This window comes from Corallococcus sp. CA049B (genome assembly GCF_003611685.1).
Taxonomy (GTDB): Bacteria; Myxococcota; Myxococcia; order Myxococcales; family Myxococcaceae; genus Corallococcus; species Corallococcus coralloides.
Genome location: NZ_RAWC01000022.1, coordinates 1 through 17,981, shown reverse-complemented (window position 1 = coordinate 17,981; position 17,981 = coordinate 1). Strand labels below are relative to the sequence as shown.

At 69.9% G+C, this 17,981-nt stretch carries 13 protein-coding genes; 9 read left to right on the top strand and 4 right to left on the bottom strand.

What is annotated here, in order from left to right:
* Positions 1–9: 9 nt before the first annotated feature.
* Together D7W82_RS07595 and D7W82_RS07590 are read right to left on the bottom strand one after the other, a co-directional pair.
* Positions 10–1,473, bottom strand: a complete 1,464-nt coding sequence (locus D7W82_RS07595) for a glutamine synthetase family protein (RefSeq protein WP_171423376.1) — start codon at positions 1,471–1,473, stop codon at positions 10–12.
* 67 nt (positions 1,474–1,540) lie between these two features.
* The gene (locus D7W82_RS07590) at positions 1,541–3,028 is read right to left on the bottom strand and encodes an aldehyde dehydrogenase family protein (protein WP_120617690.1); all 1,488 of its coding nucleotides are present in this window, start codon (positions 3,026–3,028) and stop codon (positions 1,541–1,543) included.
* A 109-nt stretch (positions 3,029–3,137) separates the two neighbouring features.
* On the opposite strand from D7W82_RS07590, the gene D7W82_RS07585 reads away from it, so the two are divergent.
* The 5 genes from D7W82_RS07585 (at position 3,138) to D7W82_RS07565 (ending at position 9,302) form a co-directional block, all read left to right on the top strand.
* Positions 3,138–3,875 (top strand): glutamine amidotransferase, encoded by a 738-nt coding sequence (locus tag D7W82_RS07585; protein ID WP_120617689.1) that lies wholly within the window; start codon positions 3,138–3,140, stop codon positions 3,873–3,875.
* 78 nt (positions 3,876–3,953) lie between these two features.
* Entirely contained in the window at positions 3,954–4,784 is an 831-nt protein-coding gene (locus D7W82_RS07580; RefSeq protein WP_120617688.1) for a triacylglycerol lipase, read from the top strand.
* Between the two features lie 3 nt (positions 4,785–4,787).
* The gene (locus D7W82_RS07575; RefSeq protein WP_120617687.1) at positions 4,788–5,249 is read left to right on the top strand and encodes a hypothetical protein; all 462 of its coding nucleotides are present in this window, start codon (positions 4,788–4,790) and stop codon (positions 5,247–5,249) included.
* Between the two features lie 129 nt (positions 5,250–5,378).
* Entirely contained in the window at positions 5,379–6,596 is a 1,218-nt protein-coding gene (locus D7W82_RS07570; RefSeq protein WP_120617686.1) for an AI-2E family transporter, read from the top strand.
* A 138-nt stretch (positions 6,597–6,734) separates the two neighbouring features.
* Positions 6,735–9,302, top strand: coding sequence for an ATP-binding protein (locus D7W82_RS07565; protein WP_120617685.1), 2,568 nt, complete (start codon positions 6,735–6,737; stop codon positions 9,300–9,302).
* Between the two features lie 22 nt (positions 9,303–9,324).
* Here D7W82_RS07565 and D7W82_RS07560 read toward each other — a convergent pair whose 3' ends face one another.
* On the bottom strand, positions 9,325–9,645 hold the full coding sequence (locus tag D7W82_RS07560) for a hypothetical protein (RefSeq protein ID WP_120617684.1): 321 nt from the start codon (positions 9,643–9,645) through the stop codon (positions 9,325–9,327).
* 25 nt (positions 9,646–9,670) lie between these two features.
* Positions 9,671–11,284, bottom strand: a complete 1,614-nt coding sequence (rho, locus tag D7W82_RS07555) for a transcription termination factor Rho (RefSeq protein ID WP_120617683.1) — start codon at positions 11,282–11,284, stop codon at positions 9,671–9,673.
* A 496-nt stretch (positions 11,285–11,780) separates the two neighbouring features.
* Here rho and ligA point away from each other — a divergent pair, with 496 nt between their 5' ends.
* The 4 genes from ligA to D7W82_RS07535 all read left to right on the top strand — a co-directional run bounded on the left by ligA (position 11,781) and on the right by D7W82_RS07535 (position 17,806).
* Complete coding sequence (gene ligA, locus D7W82_RS07550) at positions 11,781–13,805, top strand: NAD-dependent DNA ligase LigA (RefSeq protein ID WP_120617682.1); 2,025 nt, start codon at positions 11,781–11,783, stop codon at positions 13,803–13,805.
* A gap of 10 nt (positions 13,806–13,815) precedes the next feature.
* Positions 13,816–14,103, top strand: coding sequence for an acylphosphatase (locus tag D7W82_RS07545; RefSeq protein WP_120617681.1), 288 nt, complete (start codon positions 13,816–13,818; stop codon positions 14,101–14,103).
* The gene (locus D7W82_RS07540; protein ID WP_120617680.1) at positions 14,100–14,543 is read left to right on the top strand and encodes a DUF3052 family protein; all 444 of its coding nucleotides are present in this window, start codon (positions 14,100–14,102) and stop codon (positions 14,541–14,543) included. Before D7W82_RS07545 ends, D7W82_RS07540 begins: the two co-directional genes overlap by 4 nt.
* Before the next feature lie 575 nt (positions 14,544–15,118).
* Positions 15,119–17,806, top strand: a complete 2,688-nt coding sequence (locus tag D7W82_RS07535; protein ID WP_120617679.1) for an Rne/Rng family ribonuclease — start codon at positions 15,119–15,121, stop codon at positions 17,804–17,806.
* The last annotated feature ends 175 nt before the right edge of the window (positions 17,807–17,981 follow it).

Genomic DNA, 17,981 nt, shown 5'->3' with positions numbered 1-17,981 from the left:
TCCTTCGAATCAGATGAGTTCCAGGTAGCGCTCCAGCTCCCAGGAGGTGACCGCCCGCTCGTACTGGCGCACCTCCCACTCGCGGGTGCGCACGAAATGGTCCACGAAGCCGTCGCCCAGGATTTCGCGGGCGCGCTCGCTGTTCTTGAGCAGCGCCACCGCGTCCTTCAGGTTGCGGGGCAGCGGCTTGGTGTTCTTCGCCTCGTAGGCGTTGGACAGCACGGGCGCGGGCGGCTCGACTTCGTTCTCGATGCCCCACAGGCCCGCGGCCAGGCTCACCGCCATGCCGATGTACGCGTTCATGTCCGCGCCCAGCTGGCGGTACTCGATGCGCATGGACTTGCCGCTGTCGCCGATGACGCGGATGGCGCAGGTGCGGTTCTCCAGGCCCCACGTCGCGGTGGTGGGCGCCCAGGTGTTCTCCACGCTGCGCTTGTAGCTGTTGATGGTGGGCCAGTAGAGCGCCGTCAGCTCCGGCATCAGCGCCACCTGCCCGCCGATGTAGTGCCGCATCAGCTTGCTCATCCCGTGCTTCTGCGACGGGTCGTGGAAGAGGTTCTCCTCGTCCTTCAGGTTCCACAGCGACTGGTGCACGTGGCCGGAGCAGCCCGGCAGCTTCGGGTCCACCTTCGCCATGAAGCACGCGGACACGCCGTGCTTCGCGCAGATCTCCTTCACCACCGTCTTGAAGAGCGCCGCGCGGTCCGCCGCCAGCTCCAGCGTGTCGTAGCGGATGGCGGCCTCGAAGACGCCGGGGCCCGTCTCCGTGTGGAAGCCCTCGATGTTGAGCCCGTACGCGTTGCACCCGTCGATGAGCGCGTGCACCAGCGGCGCGTTCATCGACGTGCGCAGCCACGAGTAGCCGAACATGCCCGGCGTCAGCGGCGTCAGGTTCTTGAAGCCCTTCTCATGCAGGCTCTGCGGGTTCTCCTTGAAGAGGAAGAACTCGTACTCCGCGCCGAACTTGGGCAGGAAGCCCAGCTTGCGCGCGCGCTGGCCCATCTTCTGGAGCAGCTGCCGGGGGCTCGCCTCGAAGGGCGTGCCATCCGGGTTCACGAAGTCGAGCAGGAACGCCGCGGTGTCCGGCTCCCACGGGATGATGCGCGCGGTGGACAGGTCCACCTTCGCGGGCGTGTCCGGGTAGCCCGTGTGCCAGCCCGTCACCTTCGTGTTGTCCAGCAGCTCGTCGCCCAGGTCCCAACCGAAGACGACGTCGCAGAAGCCCATGTTGCTCTTCGCGGCGCTGTAGAACTTCTCCAGCGAGATGTACTTGCCGCGCCAGACACCATCCATGTCGATGGCGCCCACCTTCACCTTGCGGACGCCCTTCTCGTCCATCCACCGGCGCAGGGAGTCCATGTCCCCCTGCTGTCCGGACACCGCTCGCGGCCCTCCCTCGCTCCGCTCCTTTCCGCGGGCCCGGCGGGCCATCGCCGGATGGGTGAGCACCTTGGCCTTGGGACGCGACGCCATGCGGACCTTCCTTTTCTTCGTCATGCGGCGGTGAAGCGGTGGAATGGAATGGAGCGCGCGGGTTGCGTCAGGGGGACGGCAGCTTCGTCCACACGGCCTTGGTCTGGAGGTAACCCTCCAGCGCGTGGTGGCCCAGGTCCTTGCCCCAACCGGATTCCTTGTAGCCACCGAAGGGCGCCGCGTCGTCGAACTCGTTGAAGCAGTTGATCCACACCACGCCGCTCTTCACCTGCTTCGCCAGCGCGTGCGCCTTGGCCACGTCGCCCGTCCAGATGGACGCGGCCAGGCCGTACTGCGTGCTGTTCGCCATCGCGATGGCCTCCGCGTCGTCGCGGAAGCGCAGGCAGCTGAGCACCGGGCCGAAGATCTCCTCCTGGGCGATCTTCATGTCCGGCTTCACGTCGCCGAAGATGGTGGGCTTCACGAAGCAGCCCTTGGCCTTGAGCCCTTCGGTGTCGCGGCCACCGCCCGCGAGCAGCTTCGCGCCCTGCTGCTTGCCGCTCTCGATGTAGCCCAGCACCACGTCCATCTGCTTCTGGCTCACCAGCGCGCCCATCTCCGTGGTCGCGTCCAGCGGGTCGCCCACCTTCATCGTGCGCGCCTTCTCCGCGAGCTTCGCGACGAAGGCGTCGTAGGCCTTCTCATGCACCAGCACGCGGCTGCCCGCGTTGCACGTCTCACCCTTGTTGCCGAAGATGCCCCAGAAGCACGCCTCCACGGCGCGGTCGAAGTCCGCGTCCGGGAAGATGATCTGCGGGCTCTTGCCGCCCAGCTCCAGCGTCAGCTTCTTCAGGTTGCTCGCGGCGGAGGCCTGGAGCAGCCGGCGCGCGGTGCGGCCGGAGCCGGTGAACGAAATCTTGTCCACGTCCGGGTGCCGGGCGATGGCTTCACCCGCGGGGTCGCCCAGGCCGGTGATGACGTTGATGACGCCGGGCGGGAAGCCCGCCTCCAGCGCCAGCGCGCCCAGCTTCAGCGCGGTGAGCGGCGTGTACTCGGAGGGCTTCACCACCACCGTGCAGCCGGCGGCCAGCGCGGGCCCCAGCTTCCAGCCCAGCATGCACGTGGGGTAGTTCCACGGCACGATGGCGCCCACCACGCCCACCGGCTCCTTGAGCGCGTAGGTGTGGAAGGGGCCGTCCACGGGCAGCACCTCGCCCGTGATGGTGCTGGCCATGTCCGCGAAGTTCGCGAGCGTCGCGGCGGCCGGCGCCACGTCACCCCGGATGGCGTCCTTGAACGTCTTGCCGTTGTTCAGCGACTCGACGAGCGCGAACTCCTCGCGGCGCTCGTAGAGCAGGTCCGCCAGCTTGCGGATGAGCTTGCCGCGCTCGCGGCCGGTCATCTTCCCCCACGGTCCGGCTTCGAAGGCGCGGCGCGCGGCCTTCACCGCGCGGTCCACGTCCGCGGCGGTGCCCGCGGGCACGTCCGCGATCTTCTGGCCGGTGGCGGGATTCACCACCGCGAAGGTGCCCCCTTCGATGGGGTCCACCTGCTGCCCGTCGATGAGCAGCTTGAGGACAGGGAGCTTGGGAGTGAGCGAACGAGCGTCGGTCATGGCGAGGCCTCGGGTGAGCACGGCGCGCGAGCGACCTGGAAGTGGCGGGCACCGGACACGGACGGCTGGACACGGTAGGAATGAGGACATGACGCGGCAAGCTGCCCCCATGAAGAACGTCCTCCTGCTGAAAGCCGGCGACGCGGCGACCTCCGTCCAGCTCTCCGTGGGCGACTACGAGCGGTGGTTTCTGCAAACCATTGGACTGTCTGGCCGGCGCTTCGACATCCTCCCCGTGCACAAGGGCGCCCCCCTGCCCAAGGACGCGAAGGGCTACGACGCGGTGATGATGACGGGCTCCCCCCTGTCGGTGACGCAGCGCGAGCCGTGGATGGAGCGCGCGGGCGCCTTCATGGTGGAGGCGGGCGAGCAGGGCATCCCCGTGCTCGGCGTGTGCTTTGGCCAACAGCTGCTCGCGGAGGCCTACGGCGGCAAGGTGACGCGCAACCCCAACGGCCGCGAGACGGGCACCGTGGAGGTGACGCTCTCACCCGAAGGCCGCGCGGATCCGCTGTTCACCGGCCTGCCGGAGCGCTTCGCCGTGCAGCAGACCCACGAGGACATCGTCTCCCATCTGCCAGGGGGCGCCACGGTGCTCGCGGGCAACGCCAATACCGCGAACCAGGCGCTCGCGTTCCGGAACAACGTGCGCGGCGTGCAGTTCCACCCGGAGATGGCCACGGACGCCATGCGCGCGGTCATCCTCGCCCGCGAGGACAAGCTGGACGCGCTCGCGCAGGAGAAGGGCGTCCCCGAGGGCGAGTACGTCCCCCGGCTCCTGTCAGGCATCACGCCGACCCCGTTCGCGCACCGGGTGCTGGTGAACTTTCTCCAACACTTCACCTGACCGGACGGGCGCTGATCCGGGCCGCGCGCGGACGCGCTCCCTAGCTTTCTCCCGTGCAGGAGGGACGGGGGCGTTGGGATGAATCCGTTCGTGATGCAGTACCGCAAGCTGAAGTGCCAGTTGAAGTACCTGGCCAGCTACGTGGATCTGGATCCACGCGGCAACCACGTCGTGCGCCGTACGGACTTCAAGCGCTGCCAGAAGCCGGTGCTCCTGTTGCACGGCTTCTTCAGCACGCGCCGCGTCCTGGAGGTGCTGGAGCACCGCCTGCGCCGCGAGGGCTACTGCGTCTGGTCCATCCACCTGGGCGGCACCATGGACCGCTTCAACACGCACCGCATCGACGAGCTGGCGCGCAAGGTCCAGGGCAAGGTGGACCGGCTCTACGAGCGCCACCCGGGCATGGGGCCGCTCACCATCATCGGGCACTCCAAGGGCGGCCTCATCGGCACGTACTACGTGAAGCGGCTGGGCGGGGACGTGCGCGTGAAGAGCCTCATCACCCTGGGCACGCCGCACCGGGGCACGCGCATGGCATACCTGGGCTGCGCGACGCTGGGCTGGTTCAGCCGCAGCATGTGGCAGCTCACCCCGACGTCGCGCTTCATCAAGGACCTGGGCGTGGGCGCCTTCCCCCGCCACGTGCGGCTCACGTCCATCTACTCGCGCGACGACGTCATCGCGCCCTACCCCTCCTCCGTGCTGGAGGTGGACGGCCAGCCCAACGTCTTCAACGTGGAGCTGTCCGGCGTGGTGCCCCACGGCGAGCTGCTCACGCGCCGGGCCGTGTGGGAGGTCATCCAGCGCGAGCTGTCCCTGGGCTATGTTGACGGCCCCGTGGCCGCACCCGTCGCCGCGCTTGCATCCCCTCCCCTTCCGGTGGCCCTGCCCGCCGCAGCCAGTCCCTGACACATGCCCTCGCGCTGGGATCACCTCTTCGACCTCAAGCCCGTCGCCCTCGTGGAGCACCTGCTGGACGAGGTGGCGCGGCTGCTCGCCAAGGACCTGGCGTCCTGGCCCCCGCCCGTCCAGGACCTGGACCCGGCCACCCTGGGCGAGTTCGCCCCGCTGTTCCAGGAGGCCACCCGGCGCCCCGACCCGGCCGTCTACACGGAGGCCCTGCGGCTGGCGAAGTGGGACCTGGCCCGCGAGTTCGACGCCTTCGACGACTACGTGCGCAACAAGCGCTACCTGGAGCGGGGCCTGGCCCCTGACGACCGCGTCCCCCTGCTCTTCCTCACCCGCTGGCTCACCGAGCAGATGCTGGGCCTGGGAGAGGCCACCCAGGGCCGCATCAAGCGCCCCCTGATGCGCGAGTGCCTGGACCGCGTGGAGGCCCGGCTGGGCGACCGGTCCCGGCTGCCCCAGGCCTGAGCCCCCGTCCGGCCGCCTGCCTTCATCCGGGAGGTTCCGGACCCTTTGGGGGCATAGGAGCCGGGGCCCACAAGAGGCTTTCCTTTCGGGAGCTTGTCAGAGGGAGGCCGCTGCCTTAAGCCCGGGTGCATGTCGCCGCCCGTGGAAGCCACCGCCCCCGACGAACGCCGCAAGCGCCTGCTCCTCCTCGCCGGGTTGTGGGTGGCCATCGCGGTGACGCTCTTCGCCCTGCGCTCGGTGGTGATGCCCTTCGCGGGCGCGGCGCTCATCGCGTACCTGGTGCAGCCGCTGGTGGCGCGCATCACGCGGCTGAAGGTGGCCGGACACAGCGTGCCGCGCTGGGTGGCCATCCTGCTCATCTACGCGGGGTTCTTCCTGGCGGTGTACCTCTTCTTCGTCGCGCTGGTGCCGCAGCTCTACCGCGAGGTGGCGCGCATCAGCCGCGAGATGGCCGCCTTCGCCAGCGCGCTCACGCCGGAGCACGTGCAGGGGCACGCGCAGCGCGCGGAGGCGTGGCTCAACACGTACGGCATCCCCGTGGCCCTGTCGGACCGGGCCATGGAGGACGCGGCGGGCGCGTCCGGCGGCTTCAGCATGGCGCTGGACCTGGAGCAGATGCTCACCGACGCGGTGACGCGCGTGACGTCGCTCGCGAAGGAGAACCTGGCGGACATCGTCAACGTGTCGCGCCGCATCGTCACGGAGGTGCTGACCGGCGTCTTCATGCTGTTCTTCATCCTGATGGTCGCCGCGTTCTTCTCCATCGACGCGCAGGCCATCCGCCGCTACTTCGGCACGCTCATCCCCGCGGAGTTCCTGCCGGACGCGAAGACGCTGGTGGCCCGCATCGACAAGTCGCTGTCCGGCGTGGTGCGCGGTCAGGTCACCATCTGCCTGGTGAACGGCGGCCTCACGCTGCTGGGCCTGCTCCTGTTCGGCGTGAAGTTCGCGTTCCTGCTGGCCACCATCGCCACGCTCTTCAGCCTCATCCCCATCTTCGGCACCATCATCAGCTCGGTGCCCATCGTCCTCATCGCGCTGGCGGACGGCTTCCAGAAGGGCGTCGCGCTCCTCTTGTGGATCATCGGCATCCACGCGCTGGAGGCGTACTTCCTCAACCCGAAGATCATGGGCGAGGCCGCGCGCATCCACCCCGTGGTGGTGGCCTTCTCCCTCATCGCGGGCGAGAAGCTCTTCGGCCTCTGGGGCGCGCTGTTCGCGGTGCCGGTGGCCTCCATCGCGGTGGCCTGCTTCGACTATGCGCGCCTCAAGGCGCAGCCCCCCCCGCTGGTGGCCGCTCCGGCCCAGCAGCCGGTCGCCGCCACGGACGCCGCCCCCGCCGCCTGAACTTCTCCACCGTGGCGGGAAGCCCGTCCCCCCAAGCGTCCACCGTTGGAAAACCGGGGGCCGGGTCCTACTTCCCCCCTGGCCATCCCGGGGGTGAGTGACTAATTCCTTGCACGCCTCCGCCTCTGAGGACGTGTGATGCCCCCCAGCCCCTCACCGGCCCCGGACTACCGGAGCCTGTTCGAAGCCGCGCCCAACCCGTACCTGGTGCTGACACCGGAGTTCGTCATCGTCGCGGTGACGGACGCGTACCTGCGCGTCACGCGGACGCGGCGCGAGGACATCCTGGGCCGCGACATCTTCGACGTCTTCCCGGGCAACCCCGAGGACCCGCTGGCCAGCGGGGTGACCAACCTGCGCGCGTCGCTGGAGCGCGTGGTGAAGACGCGCACCCCGGACGCGATGGCCGTCCAGAAGTACGACCTCCCCCGGCCCGAGGAGGACGGCGGCGGGTTCGAGGCGCGCTACTGGAGCCCGCTGAACACCCCGGTGTTCGGCGAGGACGGCGCGGTCCGCCACATCATCCACCGCGTGGAGGACGTCACCGACTTCATCCGCCTGAAGCACCTGGACGAGGAGCAGAGCCGCCAGCACGCCGAGCTCCGCGCCCGCGCGGATGAGATGGAGGGCGAAATCTTCCGGCGCGCCCAGCAGATCCAAGAGGCCAACCAGCAGCTGCGCGTGGCGAACGAGCAGCTGGGCGAGCTGGACCGGCTCAAGTCGGAGTTCTTCGCCAACGTCAGCCACGAGTTCCGCACGCCGCTGACGCTGATGCTGGGCCCCACGGAGGACCTTCTCGCCGGGCGGGCGGGCCCCCTGTCGGACGAGGTCCGCAAGGAGATGGAGCGGGTGCACCGCAACGCCGGGCGCCTGCTCAAGCTGGTGAACGCGCTCCTGGACCTGTCGAAGCTGGAGGCGGGCCCCAAGGAGGAGCGCTTCGCGCCCACGGACCTGGCCGCGCTGACGAAGGACGCGGCGTCCAGCTTCCGCTCCGCCATGGAGCGGGCGGGCCTCAAGCTCACGGTGGACTGCCCTCCTCTGTCCCAGCCCGTCTACGTGGCGCCGGACCTGTGGGAGCAGATCGTCCTCAACCTGGTCTCCAACGCGTTCAAGTTCACGCTCCAGGGCGGCGTCACGCTGCGCCTGCGCGAGCACGGGCTGAAGGTGTCGCTGGAGGTGGAGGACACCGGCTCGGGCATCCCCGCGCACGAGCTGCCCCGCCTCTTCGAGCGCTTCCACCGCGTGTCGGGCTCGCCGTCGCGCACGGTGGAGGGCAGCGGCATCGGGCTCGCGCTGGTGCAGGAGTTCGCCCGGCTGCACGGTGGCGCCGTGTCCGCGCGCAGCACGGAGGGCGAGGGCAGCGTCTTCACCGTGGAGCTGCCACTGGGCCATGCGCACCTGCCGCAGGAGCGCATCCGCACCACCTCCCGGCCGCGCTCCGCGGCGCGCGAGGCCACGTCCGCCTACGTCGAGGAAGCCCTGCTGTGGGGCAGCGCGAAGCCCAAGGACCGCACGCAGTCCTCGCACCACCCCCACCCGGCGTCCGCGGACGGCCACGCGGTGGCCCCGGTGCCGCGCGCGCGCATCCTGCTGGTGGACGACAACCGGGACATGCGCGACTACATCCAGCGCGTGTTGTCCGCCGAGTACGACGTGGAGGTGGCGACGGACGGCGCGAAGGGACTGGAGGCCGCGCTGGCCCGGCCGCCGGACCTGGTGCTGTCGGACGTGATGATGCCGAAGCTGGACGGCATGGGCCTCCTGAGGGCCCTGCGCGCCGCGCCCACCACCCGCGAGCTGCCCATCCTGCTCTTGTCCGCGAAGGCCGGAGAAGAGGCCACGGTGCAGGGCCTGGCGTCCGGCGCGGACGACTACCTGGTGAAGCCCTTCTCCGCGGGCGAGTTGCTCGCGCGCATCGCGTCCAACCTGAAGCTCGCGACGATGCGCGGGGAGATGGCCAACGAGCGCGCCCGCGCGGAGAGCCTGACCGAAGCCCTGCGCGCCCGCGACGACTTCCTCTCCGTGGCGGCGCACGAGCTGCGCACGCCGCTGGCGGCCTTCCAGCTGCACCTGGAGCTGGTGGAGCGCGGCCTGGGCAAGGACGCTCCGCCCAAGGCGCTGGAGCGCCTGAAGCAGGCGCGGTCCTTCATCCGCCGGCTGGCGATGCTCGTGGACGTGCTGATGGACGTGTCGCAAATCACCAGCGGCCGGCTGAAGATCAACCGCACGGACGTGGACCTGGGAGACTTGCTGGTGGAGGTGACGCGCTTCGCGGAGGAAGAAGCGCGCCGTGACGGCACGCCGCTCACCGTGGACGTGAAGGGCCCGGTGATGGGCACCTTCGACCCGTCCCGCATCTCGCAGGTGGTGCACAACCTGGTCGCCAACGCGCTGAAGTTCGGCCGAGGCCGTCCGGTGGACGTGTCACTGCAACCGGATGGCGAGTTCGTGCGCCTGTGCGTGGTGGACCACGGCATCGGCATCAAGCCGGAGGACCGCGAGCGCATCTTCGACCGCTTCGAGCGCGCCGTGTCCACGCACCACTACGGCGGCCTGGGACTGGGGCTCTGGGTGTCGCGCCAGGTGGTGGAAGCGCACCAGGGCCGCATCGACGTGGAGGACACGCCGGGCGGCGGCACCACCTTCCGCGTGACGCTGCCCCTGAGGGACCCGCCGGTGGACGCGGTCCGCGGGCTGGCCGGCTGAAATCCGGCCGTGCGGCCGCCCGCTACTGGCAGGCGGCGGCGCAGCGCGCGTTGCGGCAGGTGGGGATGCACCGGCCGCAGTCCACGCTGTTGGGGGTACACGTCCCGTCGCACCGCACGCCGGCGCAGTCCGGCCCCACGTCGCGGTGGGTGATGGCGGTGCCCTCACCACAGCACGCGTTCGCGACGCAGTCCGAATCGTCGTAGCAGACCTGACTGGAGAGCACCGGTGGGGTGTCTCCAATGGGCAGGTCCTCCACCCCCAGGTCGCAGCCCGCCAACAGCCCCAGGGTGAGGCCCGCGACAGCGCGGGCGACAATTAGAGGGAGGCGGGCACGACGCATGGGGGCTCCTTGGGCCGGAAGTGAACTACCGGTTCATCGAGCCCAGGAACTCCGCGTTCGCCGCCGTCGGACGCATGTGCTTGAGCACGAACTCCATCGCGTCGATGGGGGTGAACGGGTGGAGCACCTGGCGCAACGCCGTAATGCGCACCAGGTCCGCCTGAGACAAGAGCAACTCCTCCTTGCGGGTGCCGGATTTGTTGATGTCGAGCGTTGGGAAGATGCGCTTCTCCATCAACTTCCGGTCCAGGACGATTTCGGAGTTACCCGTGCCCTTGAACTCCTCGAAAATCACTTCATCCATGCGGCTGCCGGTGTCGATGAGCGCCGTGCCGATGATGGTGAGGCTGCCGCCCTCTTCGATGTTGCGGGCCGCGCCGAAGAAGCGCTTGGGCTTGTGGAGCGCGTTGGCGTCCACGCCGCCGGACAAAATCTTGCCGGACGCGGGCACCACCGTGTTGTAGGCGCGCGCCAGACGGGTGATGGAGTCCAGCAGGATGCAGACGTCGTACTTCTGCTCGACCAGGCGCTTCGCCTTGTCGATGACCATCTCCGCCACCTGCACGTGGCGCGTGGCGGGCTCGTCGAAGGTGGAGGACACCACCTCGCCGCGCACGCTGCGCTCCATGTCCGTCACCTCCTCCGGGCGCTCGTCCACGAGCAGCACGATGAGGTAGACGTCCGGGTGGTTGCGGCTGATGGCGTGCGCGATGTTCTGCAGCAGCACCGTCTTGCCGGCCTTCGGAGGCGCCACGATGAGGCAGCGCTGGCCCAGGCCGATGGGGCAGAACATGTCGATGATGCGCGTGGTCATCTCCGACGACTCGTGCTCCAGCTTGAGCTTGCGCGTCGGATAGAGCGGCGTGAGGTTGTCGAACAGGATGCGCTCGCGCGCCGCGTCCGACATGGGGTCCGCGAAGTTGACCTTGTCCACCTTCTGCAGCGCGAAGAAGCGCTCGCCCTCGCGGGGCTGGCGGATGGGGCCCGTCACGGTGTCGCCGGGCCGCAGGTTGAAGCGGCGCACCTGCGACGGCGACACGTAGATGTCGTCCGGGGACGGCTGGTAGTCGCTGTCCGCGCTGCGCAGGAAGCCGAAGCCGTCGCTGAGCAGCTCCAGCACGCCTTCCGCGTGGACCTCGAAGCGCTTGTCGGCGATGCCGCCCAGCAGCGCGAAGATGAGGTCCTGCTTCTTCAGCCCCTGGTAGCCCTCGATGCCCGTGTCGTGGGCCATCTTCGCCAGGTCGACGATCTTCATCCGCTTCAGGTCATTGAGCTTGATGACCTGCATCGGGGTGCCGTCGCGCTCGACCTCCGTAATGGCGGGGGATTCGGCGGACTCCTGAGGGGCGGCCGGAGCGGCCTCCTCCGCGGGCGCCTCCTCCTCCGTGCCGCGCAGCTCCTGGAGCTCGTCGTCGCGGACGGGACGGGAGATGGGAGTGAGCACCGGGCGGGGCGCTTCCGCGGCGACCTCGGGGGCCTCGGCCTCCTCGGCGGGAGCCTCTTCACGACGAGCCGGAGCACGGCGAGAGCGGGGCGCGGGCTTCTCCGCCTCCTTCGCCGCCGCGCGCTTGCGCCGGGGCTTCTCCTCGGTGAACGCGGGCTCGACTACCTTCTCTCGGGGGGAACGGGCTTTGGCCATGACGGTCTGCGAACGGAAGTAGGGGGGAAGCGCCCGAAGGCTCGGGCAGGCTGTACGCGGGACGGCGATCCGTCCGCGCGGCGCTCGGAAGCACCTTCCAGGGGGCAGCACCACCCAAGTCCTGGGAACGGACCGGAGGGCGCGTGGGCCTGTGGTTGGGAAGAGACGGCGCCGGGGGAACCCCTGCGCCTGGAACCGCGCTGGAAACTATTGACCGCCTCCAGAGCTGTCAAGGCATCCGTGCCTGGCTCTGTCCCGTTTTTCAGGGGGTTGCACTGAAGGGCGGGGGGATTGCGAACAGGGAATCCGCTATGTAGCTGAAATTCGGGCCTGATGGGGCGGCGGATGCGCTCCCTTGCCGGGAACACGCGCCCCCGGGTTCGCCTTCCCAGGTGCGTGAAGCGGTCCTGTCAGGTGGTGCCGGTAGAGTGCTCCTCCTCCAACGCGGGGCGTGCGCGACTGGCCGCGCCCCTGAATTGGGGTAAGGACACACCCCGTGGACACCTTCCCGAAAGCCGAAGCCCGCGCCCGAGCGCTCCGCCAGGAGCTGGCCCACCACAACCACCGCTACTACGTGCTGGACGCGCCGGAAATCAGCGACTCCCAGTACGACACGCTGATGCGTGAGCTCCAGGGGCTGGAGGAGCAGTACCCCCAGCTCGTCACGCCGGACTCGCCCACCCAGCGCGTGGGCGGCGCGGCGGTGGAGGACTTCGGGCAGGTGGTGCACACCACGCAGATGCTGTCCCTGGCGAACATCTTCGATGACGCCGGGCTGACGGAGTTCGACGACCGCATCCGCAAGCTGACGGGCCTGTCGCAGGTGGGCTACGTGTGCGAGCCCAAGCTGGACGGCCTGGCCATCTCCCTGAGATTCGAGGACGGCCGCTTCGTGCAGGGCGCCACGCGCGGCGACGGCACCACGGGCGAGGACGTCACGGGCAACCTGCGCACCATCAAGAGCCTGCCCCTGGAGCTGTTCCCCCAGGACGGCGTGAAGGTGCCCGGGCGGCTGGAGGTGCGCGGCGAGGTCTTCATCCGCAAGGAGGACTTCCGCAAGCTCAACGAGAAGCGCGAAGAGGCGGGCGAGTCGCTCTTCGCCAACCCGCGCAACGCCGCCGCGGGCAGCCTGCGCCAGTTGGATCCCAAGGAGACCGCCGCCCGGCCCCTGTCCGTCTACCTGTATGAGTGCGTGCCCGGCGACGGCGTGCCGGCCTTCAAGACGCACACAGAGAAGCTGGAGTACCTCAAGACGCTGGGCCTGCCCATCAACCGCTACCAGCACGCGGCCGGGGCGGACGGCGTGCGCCAGCGGTACGACGAGTCCCTGAAGGGCCGCCACGCCCTGCCCTTCGAGGTCGACGGCATGGTGGTGAAGGTGGACGACGAGGACCTGCGCCGCCGCCTGGGCCAGGTGTCCAAGAGCCCTCGCTGGGCGGTGGCCTACAAGTTCCCGCCAGAGGAGGAGTCCACCACGGTGGAGGACATCGGCATCCAGGTGGGCCGCACGGGCGCGCTCACGCCGGTGGCGCACCTGAAGCCCGTGAAGGTGGGCGGCGTGACGGTGTCGCGCGCCACGCTGCACAACGAGGACGAGCTGCGCCGCAAGAACGTGCGCAAGGGCGACACCGTCTTCGTGCGCCGCGCGGGTGACGTGATTCCTGAAATCGTCTCCGTGGTGCTGTCCAAGCGCCCGGAGGACTCCCAGCCCTTCACCTTCCCCACCCACTGCCCGGTGTGCGGCGCGGTGGCGGCCAAGGACGAGGACGGCGCCATCATCCGCTGCACGGGCGCGTCCTGCCCCGCGCAGCTGGTGGAGAAGGTGCGCCACTTCGCCAGCCGCATCGCCATGGACATTGAAGGCCTGGGGGACAAGCTGGCCATGCAGCTCGTCACCTCCGGTCAGGTGAAGACGTTCGCGGACCTGTTCGCGCTCACCCGGGACTCGCTGCTCAAGCTGGAGCGCATGGGGGAGAAGAGCGCGGACAACCTGCTGGCCTCCATCGAGGGCAGCAAGGCCACCACCCAGCGCCGCTTCCTGTATTCGCTGGGCATCCGGCACGTGGGCGACTCCACGGCGCGCGCCCTGGCGGAGGCCTTCCCGGAGGTGAAGTCGCTCTTCACGGCCAGCCTGGAGGACATCAGCCGGGTGAAGGACGTGGGCCCGGTGATGGCGCAGGTCATCCACACCTTCTTCCAGGAGCCCCAGAACCAGGCCGCCATCCAGGCCCTGCTGGACGCGGGTGTCCACCCTGCCCCCCCGGCGGTCGCCACGGGCGGCCCCTTCGTGGGCAAGACGGTGGTGCTCACCGGCACCATGGAGCGGCTTGCGCGCGAGCAGGCCAAGGAGGAAATCGAACGGCGCGGCGGTAAGGTCTCCGGAAGTGTCTCGCGCAAGACCGATTTCGTGGTCGCCGGCGAGGACGCGGGTACCAAGCTGAAGAAGGCGCAGGAATTGGGCGTAAGAATCCTGGATGAGCAGGCGTTCCTGAAGCTGCTAGAAGGGGACGTCAGAGCATGAGGCCAGAGGCATGAGCACGCAGCGCCGGGCGACCCTGCGCATCCAGGGCACGGTCCAGGGCGTCTCCTACCGGGAGAGCGCCCGCCAGGAGGCGCTGCGCCTTGGCCTGTCCGGCTGGGTCCGCAACCGGAGCGACGGCTCCGTGGAGGCCATGGTGGAAGGCGAACCGGGCGCGCTGGAAGACTTCATCCGCTGGTGTCACTCGGGTCCCCGCATGGCGCGCGTCGCGGACGTGGCGCGCACGGACGGGCAGGCCTCTGGCGAATTCCGCACCTTCACCGTGGAGCGCACATCATGACGCCCTACGCGCTGGCTTCCCTGCCGGCCATGCTGGGCATCCGGGCCGGCACCAAGGTTTCCGTCATCAACCCCCCGCGGGGCTTCGTACAGAAGCTCAACCCGCTGCCGGACGGGGTGGAGTTCCTCGTCACGGCCCAGACGGGGCTGGACGTCATCCTCTTCTTCACCTCCGACGCCACGGAGCTGGTGCAGCGGCTGCCAGCGCTGTCGCGCGCCACCACCCTCAACGGCGGCATCTGGGTCTGCTGGCCCGCCGGCGAGGGCGTGAAGACGCGCCTGTCCGAGGACTTCGTGCGCCAGGCGGCGCTCGACATCGGCCTGGTCGACAACAAGATCTGCGTCATCGACGAGACCTGGACCGGCCTGCGGCTGGTGCGCCGTCCGCGCGGGAAGCTGGACAAGCCGGAAGGGCGCAAGCAGGCCCCTGCCCAGGCCTGAACGTCCGTTTCCGAGCGCCCGGGGACCCGCCGGGCGGGCTCGCCTTCCATCTGCCCGACAGTGGATGAACGGGCGCATCGGGCCTTTACACACCTGGAGGGGCGTGGAAAACTCTCCGTGTTTCTGGGCGGTTGTGTGACGCCCCGCGTTGGCGGGACATCACGCCCAGGCAGGAATTTCGACGGGTTGCGCTTCCGGATTCCTCCGGATGCCCCTGCTGCTCCGGGGCCCCCAGACACCCCCCCAAGGTGGCCCACATGACGGGCACCGACCGGGTGTGGAAGAGGGGGCGGACGGCACGGGCGTGGGGGAAGCCTCGAGCGCGTGAAGAGAAGCAGCCCCGCCCGGCACGGTGCCGGTCGCAATGCGGGGCGACATGAACTCGGAGGAGCAGGCGGCGATGTCCTCGGCCCCCACCCAGGTGATGCGTTCTCCCTCCGGGCCTACCGGAAGGCGTCCACGCGCCGGGGGGCTGCTGGCCGCCTCTCCCCTCGCGGCGTGCTCGGAGGTGTGGCGTCTCGCCGCCTCCCGTCCGGTGAGGTCCCCCCTACCGCGCGCGCTACCAGGATTCATCCATGAGCAGTGTGCTCGTCATCAATGCCGCGGGTCGGGAGACCCGGGTCGCCCTCGTCGAGGGCGGCCATATCGCGGAGTTCTACCTCGAGCGTAAGAAGGACAAGGGCGTCGTCGGAAACATCTACAAGGGTCGCGTCGTCCGGGTGCTCCCGGGCATGCAGGCGGCCTTCGTGGACATCGGGTTGGAGAAGGCCGCCTTCCTGTACGTCAGCGACGTCGTCTACGACCCGGACTTCGCCCGCGCGCAGTTCGAGTTGACCGAGGGCGAGCACGAGGACGCCCCGGAGGTCCCCACCGAATCCGAAGCCGACGCCGTGGAGTACGCGGCCGCCAACGTCCCTGACGCCACGCACGCGCTGCCCGCCGGCACGGAGGCCCCCGCGGCTGCTCCGGAGCCGGTGCTGGCGCACGACGGCGCGCTGGCGCTGGACGTCCAGGCCCAGGCCGCCCCGGCCGTGGAGTCGTCCCCGGAGGCGACGCCCGAGGCCGTGAAGCCGGCTCCGGAGGCCGCCCCGGCCCCGGTGGAGGCCCAGGCTTCCTCCGAGCCCGCCGAGCCCGCGGCGCCCGTGGGCGTCATCGTGGAGACCCCGGCCGAAGGCGCCACCCGGGAATCCCCGGCCGAGGTGTCCACCGCCGCCGTGGCGGTACCGCTGACGGAGAACGGCACGCCTCCGGCGGAGGCCCCCGCGGTGGTGCAGGAGACGCCCGCGGAGAGCGCCGTCGCCGGGTCCGGCGTGGCGCCCGCGGCGGAGGGCAGCGCCGCCGAGCCGCCGCCGCACGCGTCCGCCCTGGGTGAGATCATCCCCTCCCCCGCCGCCGACGCCCGTCCCGCCGAGGTCTCCGGCGAGCGCCGCACGCCGCGCGAGGCGCGCGAGGCCCGCGAGCCGCGCAACCGGGAGGGCCGCGAGAAGGACAAGGACAAGCGCCGCCAGGAGCAGCCCCGCCGCGACAAGCGCGACGAGGAGAAGGAGAAGCCCAAGCAGCGCAAGACGGACAAGATTGAAGACCTGCTGAAGGTGGGCCAGGAGGTGGTGGTCCAGATTTCCAAGGACCCCATCGGCACGAAGGGCGCGCGGCTCACCTCGCACATCTCCATCCCCGGCCGTCACCTGGTGTTCATGCCCACGGTGGACCACGTGGGCATCAGCCGCCGCATCTCCAACGAGAAGGAGCGCCGCCGGCTGCGCGAAATCGTGGACCGGCTGCGGCCGCCCGGCACGGGCTTCATCGTGCGCACCGTGGCGGAGAACGTTCCCCAGGAGAAGCTGGAGAGCGATATCCGGTTCCTCATCGAGGTGTGGAACCAGGTGGTGCGCCGCAACGAGAAGCGCGGCGGACCGGGCCTCTTGCACCCGGACCTGGACCTCATCCTGCGCGCCACGCGCGACCTGTTCGCCCACGACGTGGAGAAGCTCGTCGTGGACGACGCGGAGGAGTACGAGCGCATCCAGGGCTTCGTCACCGCGCAGGACCCGGCGCTGCGCGACCGCGTGGTGCTGCACGAGACGGACGAGCCCGTCTTCGACGCCTACGGGATTGAACAGGAGCTGCAGCGCGCCACCCAGCGCAAGGTGTGGCTGAAGAGCGGCGGCTACCTCATCATCGACCAGGCGGAGGCGCTCACCGCCATCGACGTCAACTCGGGCCGCTACGTCGGCAAGAAGAGCCTCGAGGAGACCATCACGAAGATCAACGTCGAGGCGGCCAAGGAGATCGTCTACCAGCTCCGGCTGCGCAACATCGGCGGCATCATCATCTGCGACTTCATCGACATGGAGAAGGCGCAGAACCGCGACAAGGTCTTCAAGTCGCTGCAGGAGGCGCTGGGCCGGGACAAGGCCAAGACGAACGTGCTGCGCATCTCCGAGCTGGGCCTGGTGGAGATGACGCGCAAGCGCGTGCGCGAGTCCATTGGCCGCGTGCTGCACGAGGACTGCCCGTACTGCGACGGCAAGGGCTTCGTGAAGACGGCCACCACGGTCGCGTACGAAATCTTCCGGGAGATCCGCCGCGAGGCGCCGGGCTACAAGGACTCCACGCTCGTCATCAACTGCAACGCGGAGGTCGCGCGGCTCTTGCAGGGTGAGGAGCGCAACGAGCTGCGGCACCTGATGGACCGCTACAACAAGTCCATCCAGGTGAAGGCGCAGCAGAACTACCACCGCGAGCAGTACGACATCTACGGCCGGTCGGCCACGGGCCCCGAGCACAAGGTGGCCTCGTCCCCGGGCTCCGGTGACGGCGAGCTGGCGATGCAGCAGCGCCGCCCGGAGAGCAACTACGGCGGCGGCCGTCAGGACCAGGGCCGCCGGGGCGGTGGCCGGGACCGCGACCGTGGCGAGCGCGGCGGCGGTGAGAACCGCGGCGGCGGTGAGAACCGCGGCGGCGGAGAGAGCCGTGGCGGCGGAGAGAGCCGTGGCGGCGGGGAACGCGGAGGCGAGCGCGGCGGCGGTGACCGTCGCGAGGGCCGCCGTCCCGAGCGCGGCGAGCGCGGCGGGGAACGCAACCGGGACCGGGGTGAGCGTCGCGGCGGTGGCGAGGGCCGTGGTGGAGAGCGGTCCGAGCGCGGCGGCGGCTCTGGCGGTGGCCACAACGGAGGCGGGAATGGTGGCACTGGTGGTGGCACGCCTCCCGCGGCGTCCGGCGGGGGCTCCTCCGAGCCGTCCGGCGGGAGCAGCGAAGGCTGAGCGTTCGAGCTGCACCGGGCCCTTGAGTCCGGACTTTGAGTGACCGCGAAGGCCCGGTGGGTGCACCCCGCCGGGCCTTCTGCATTGGCGCTGGAACACGGCCTCCCGCATGGTGACCGGCCAGGCGGCCGAGGCCCGTGCAGGTGCTGACAACGTCCGCTCGGGTGGGGTGGGA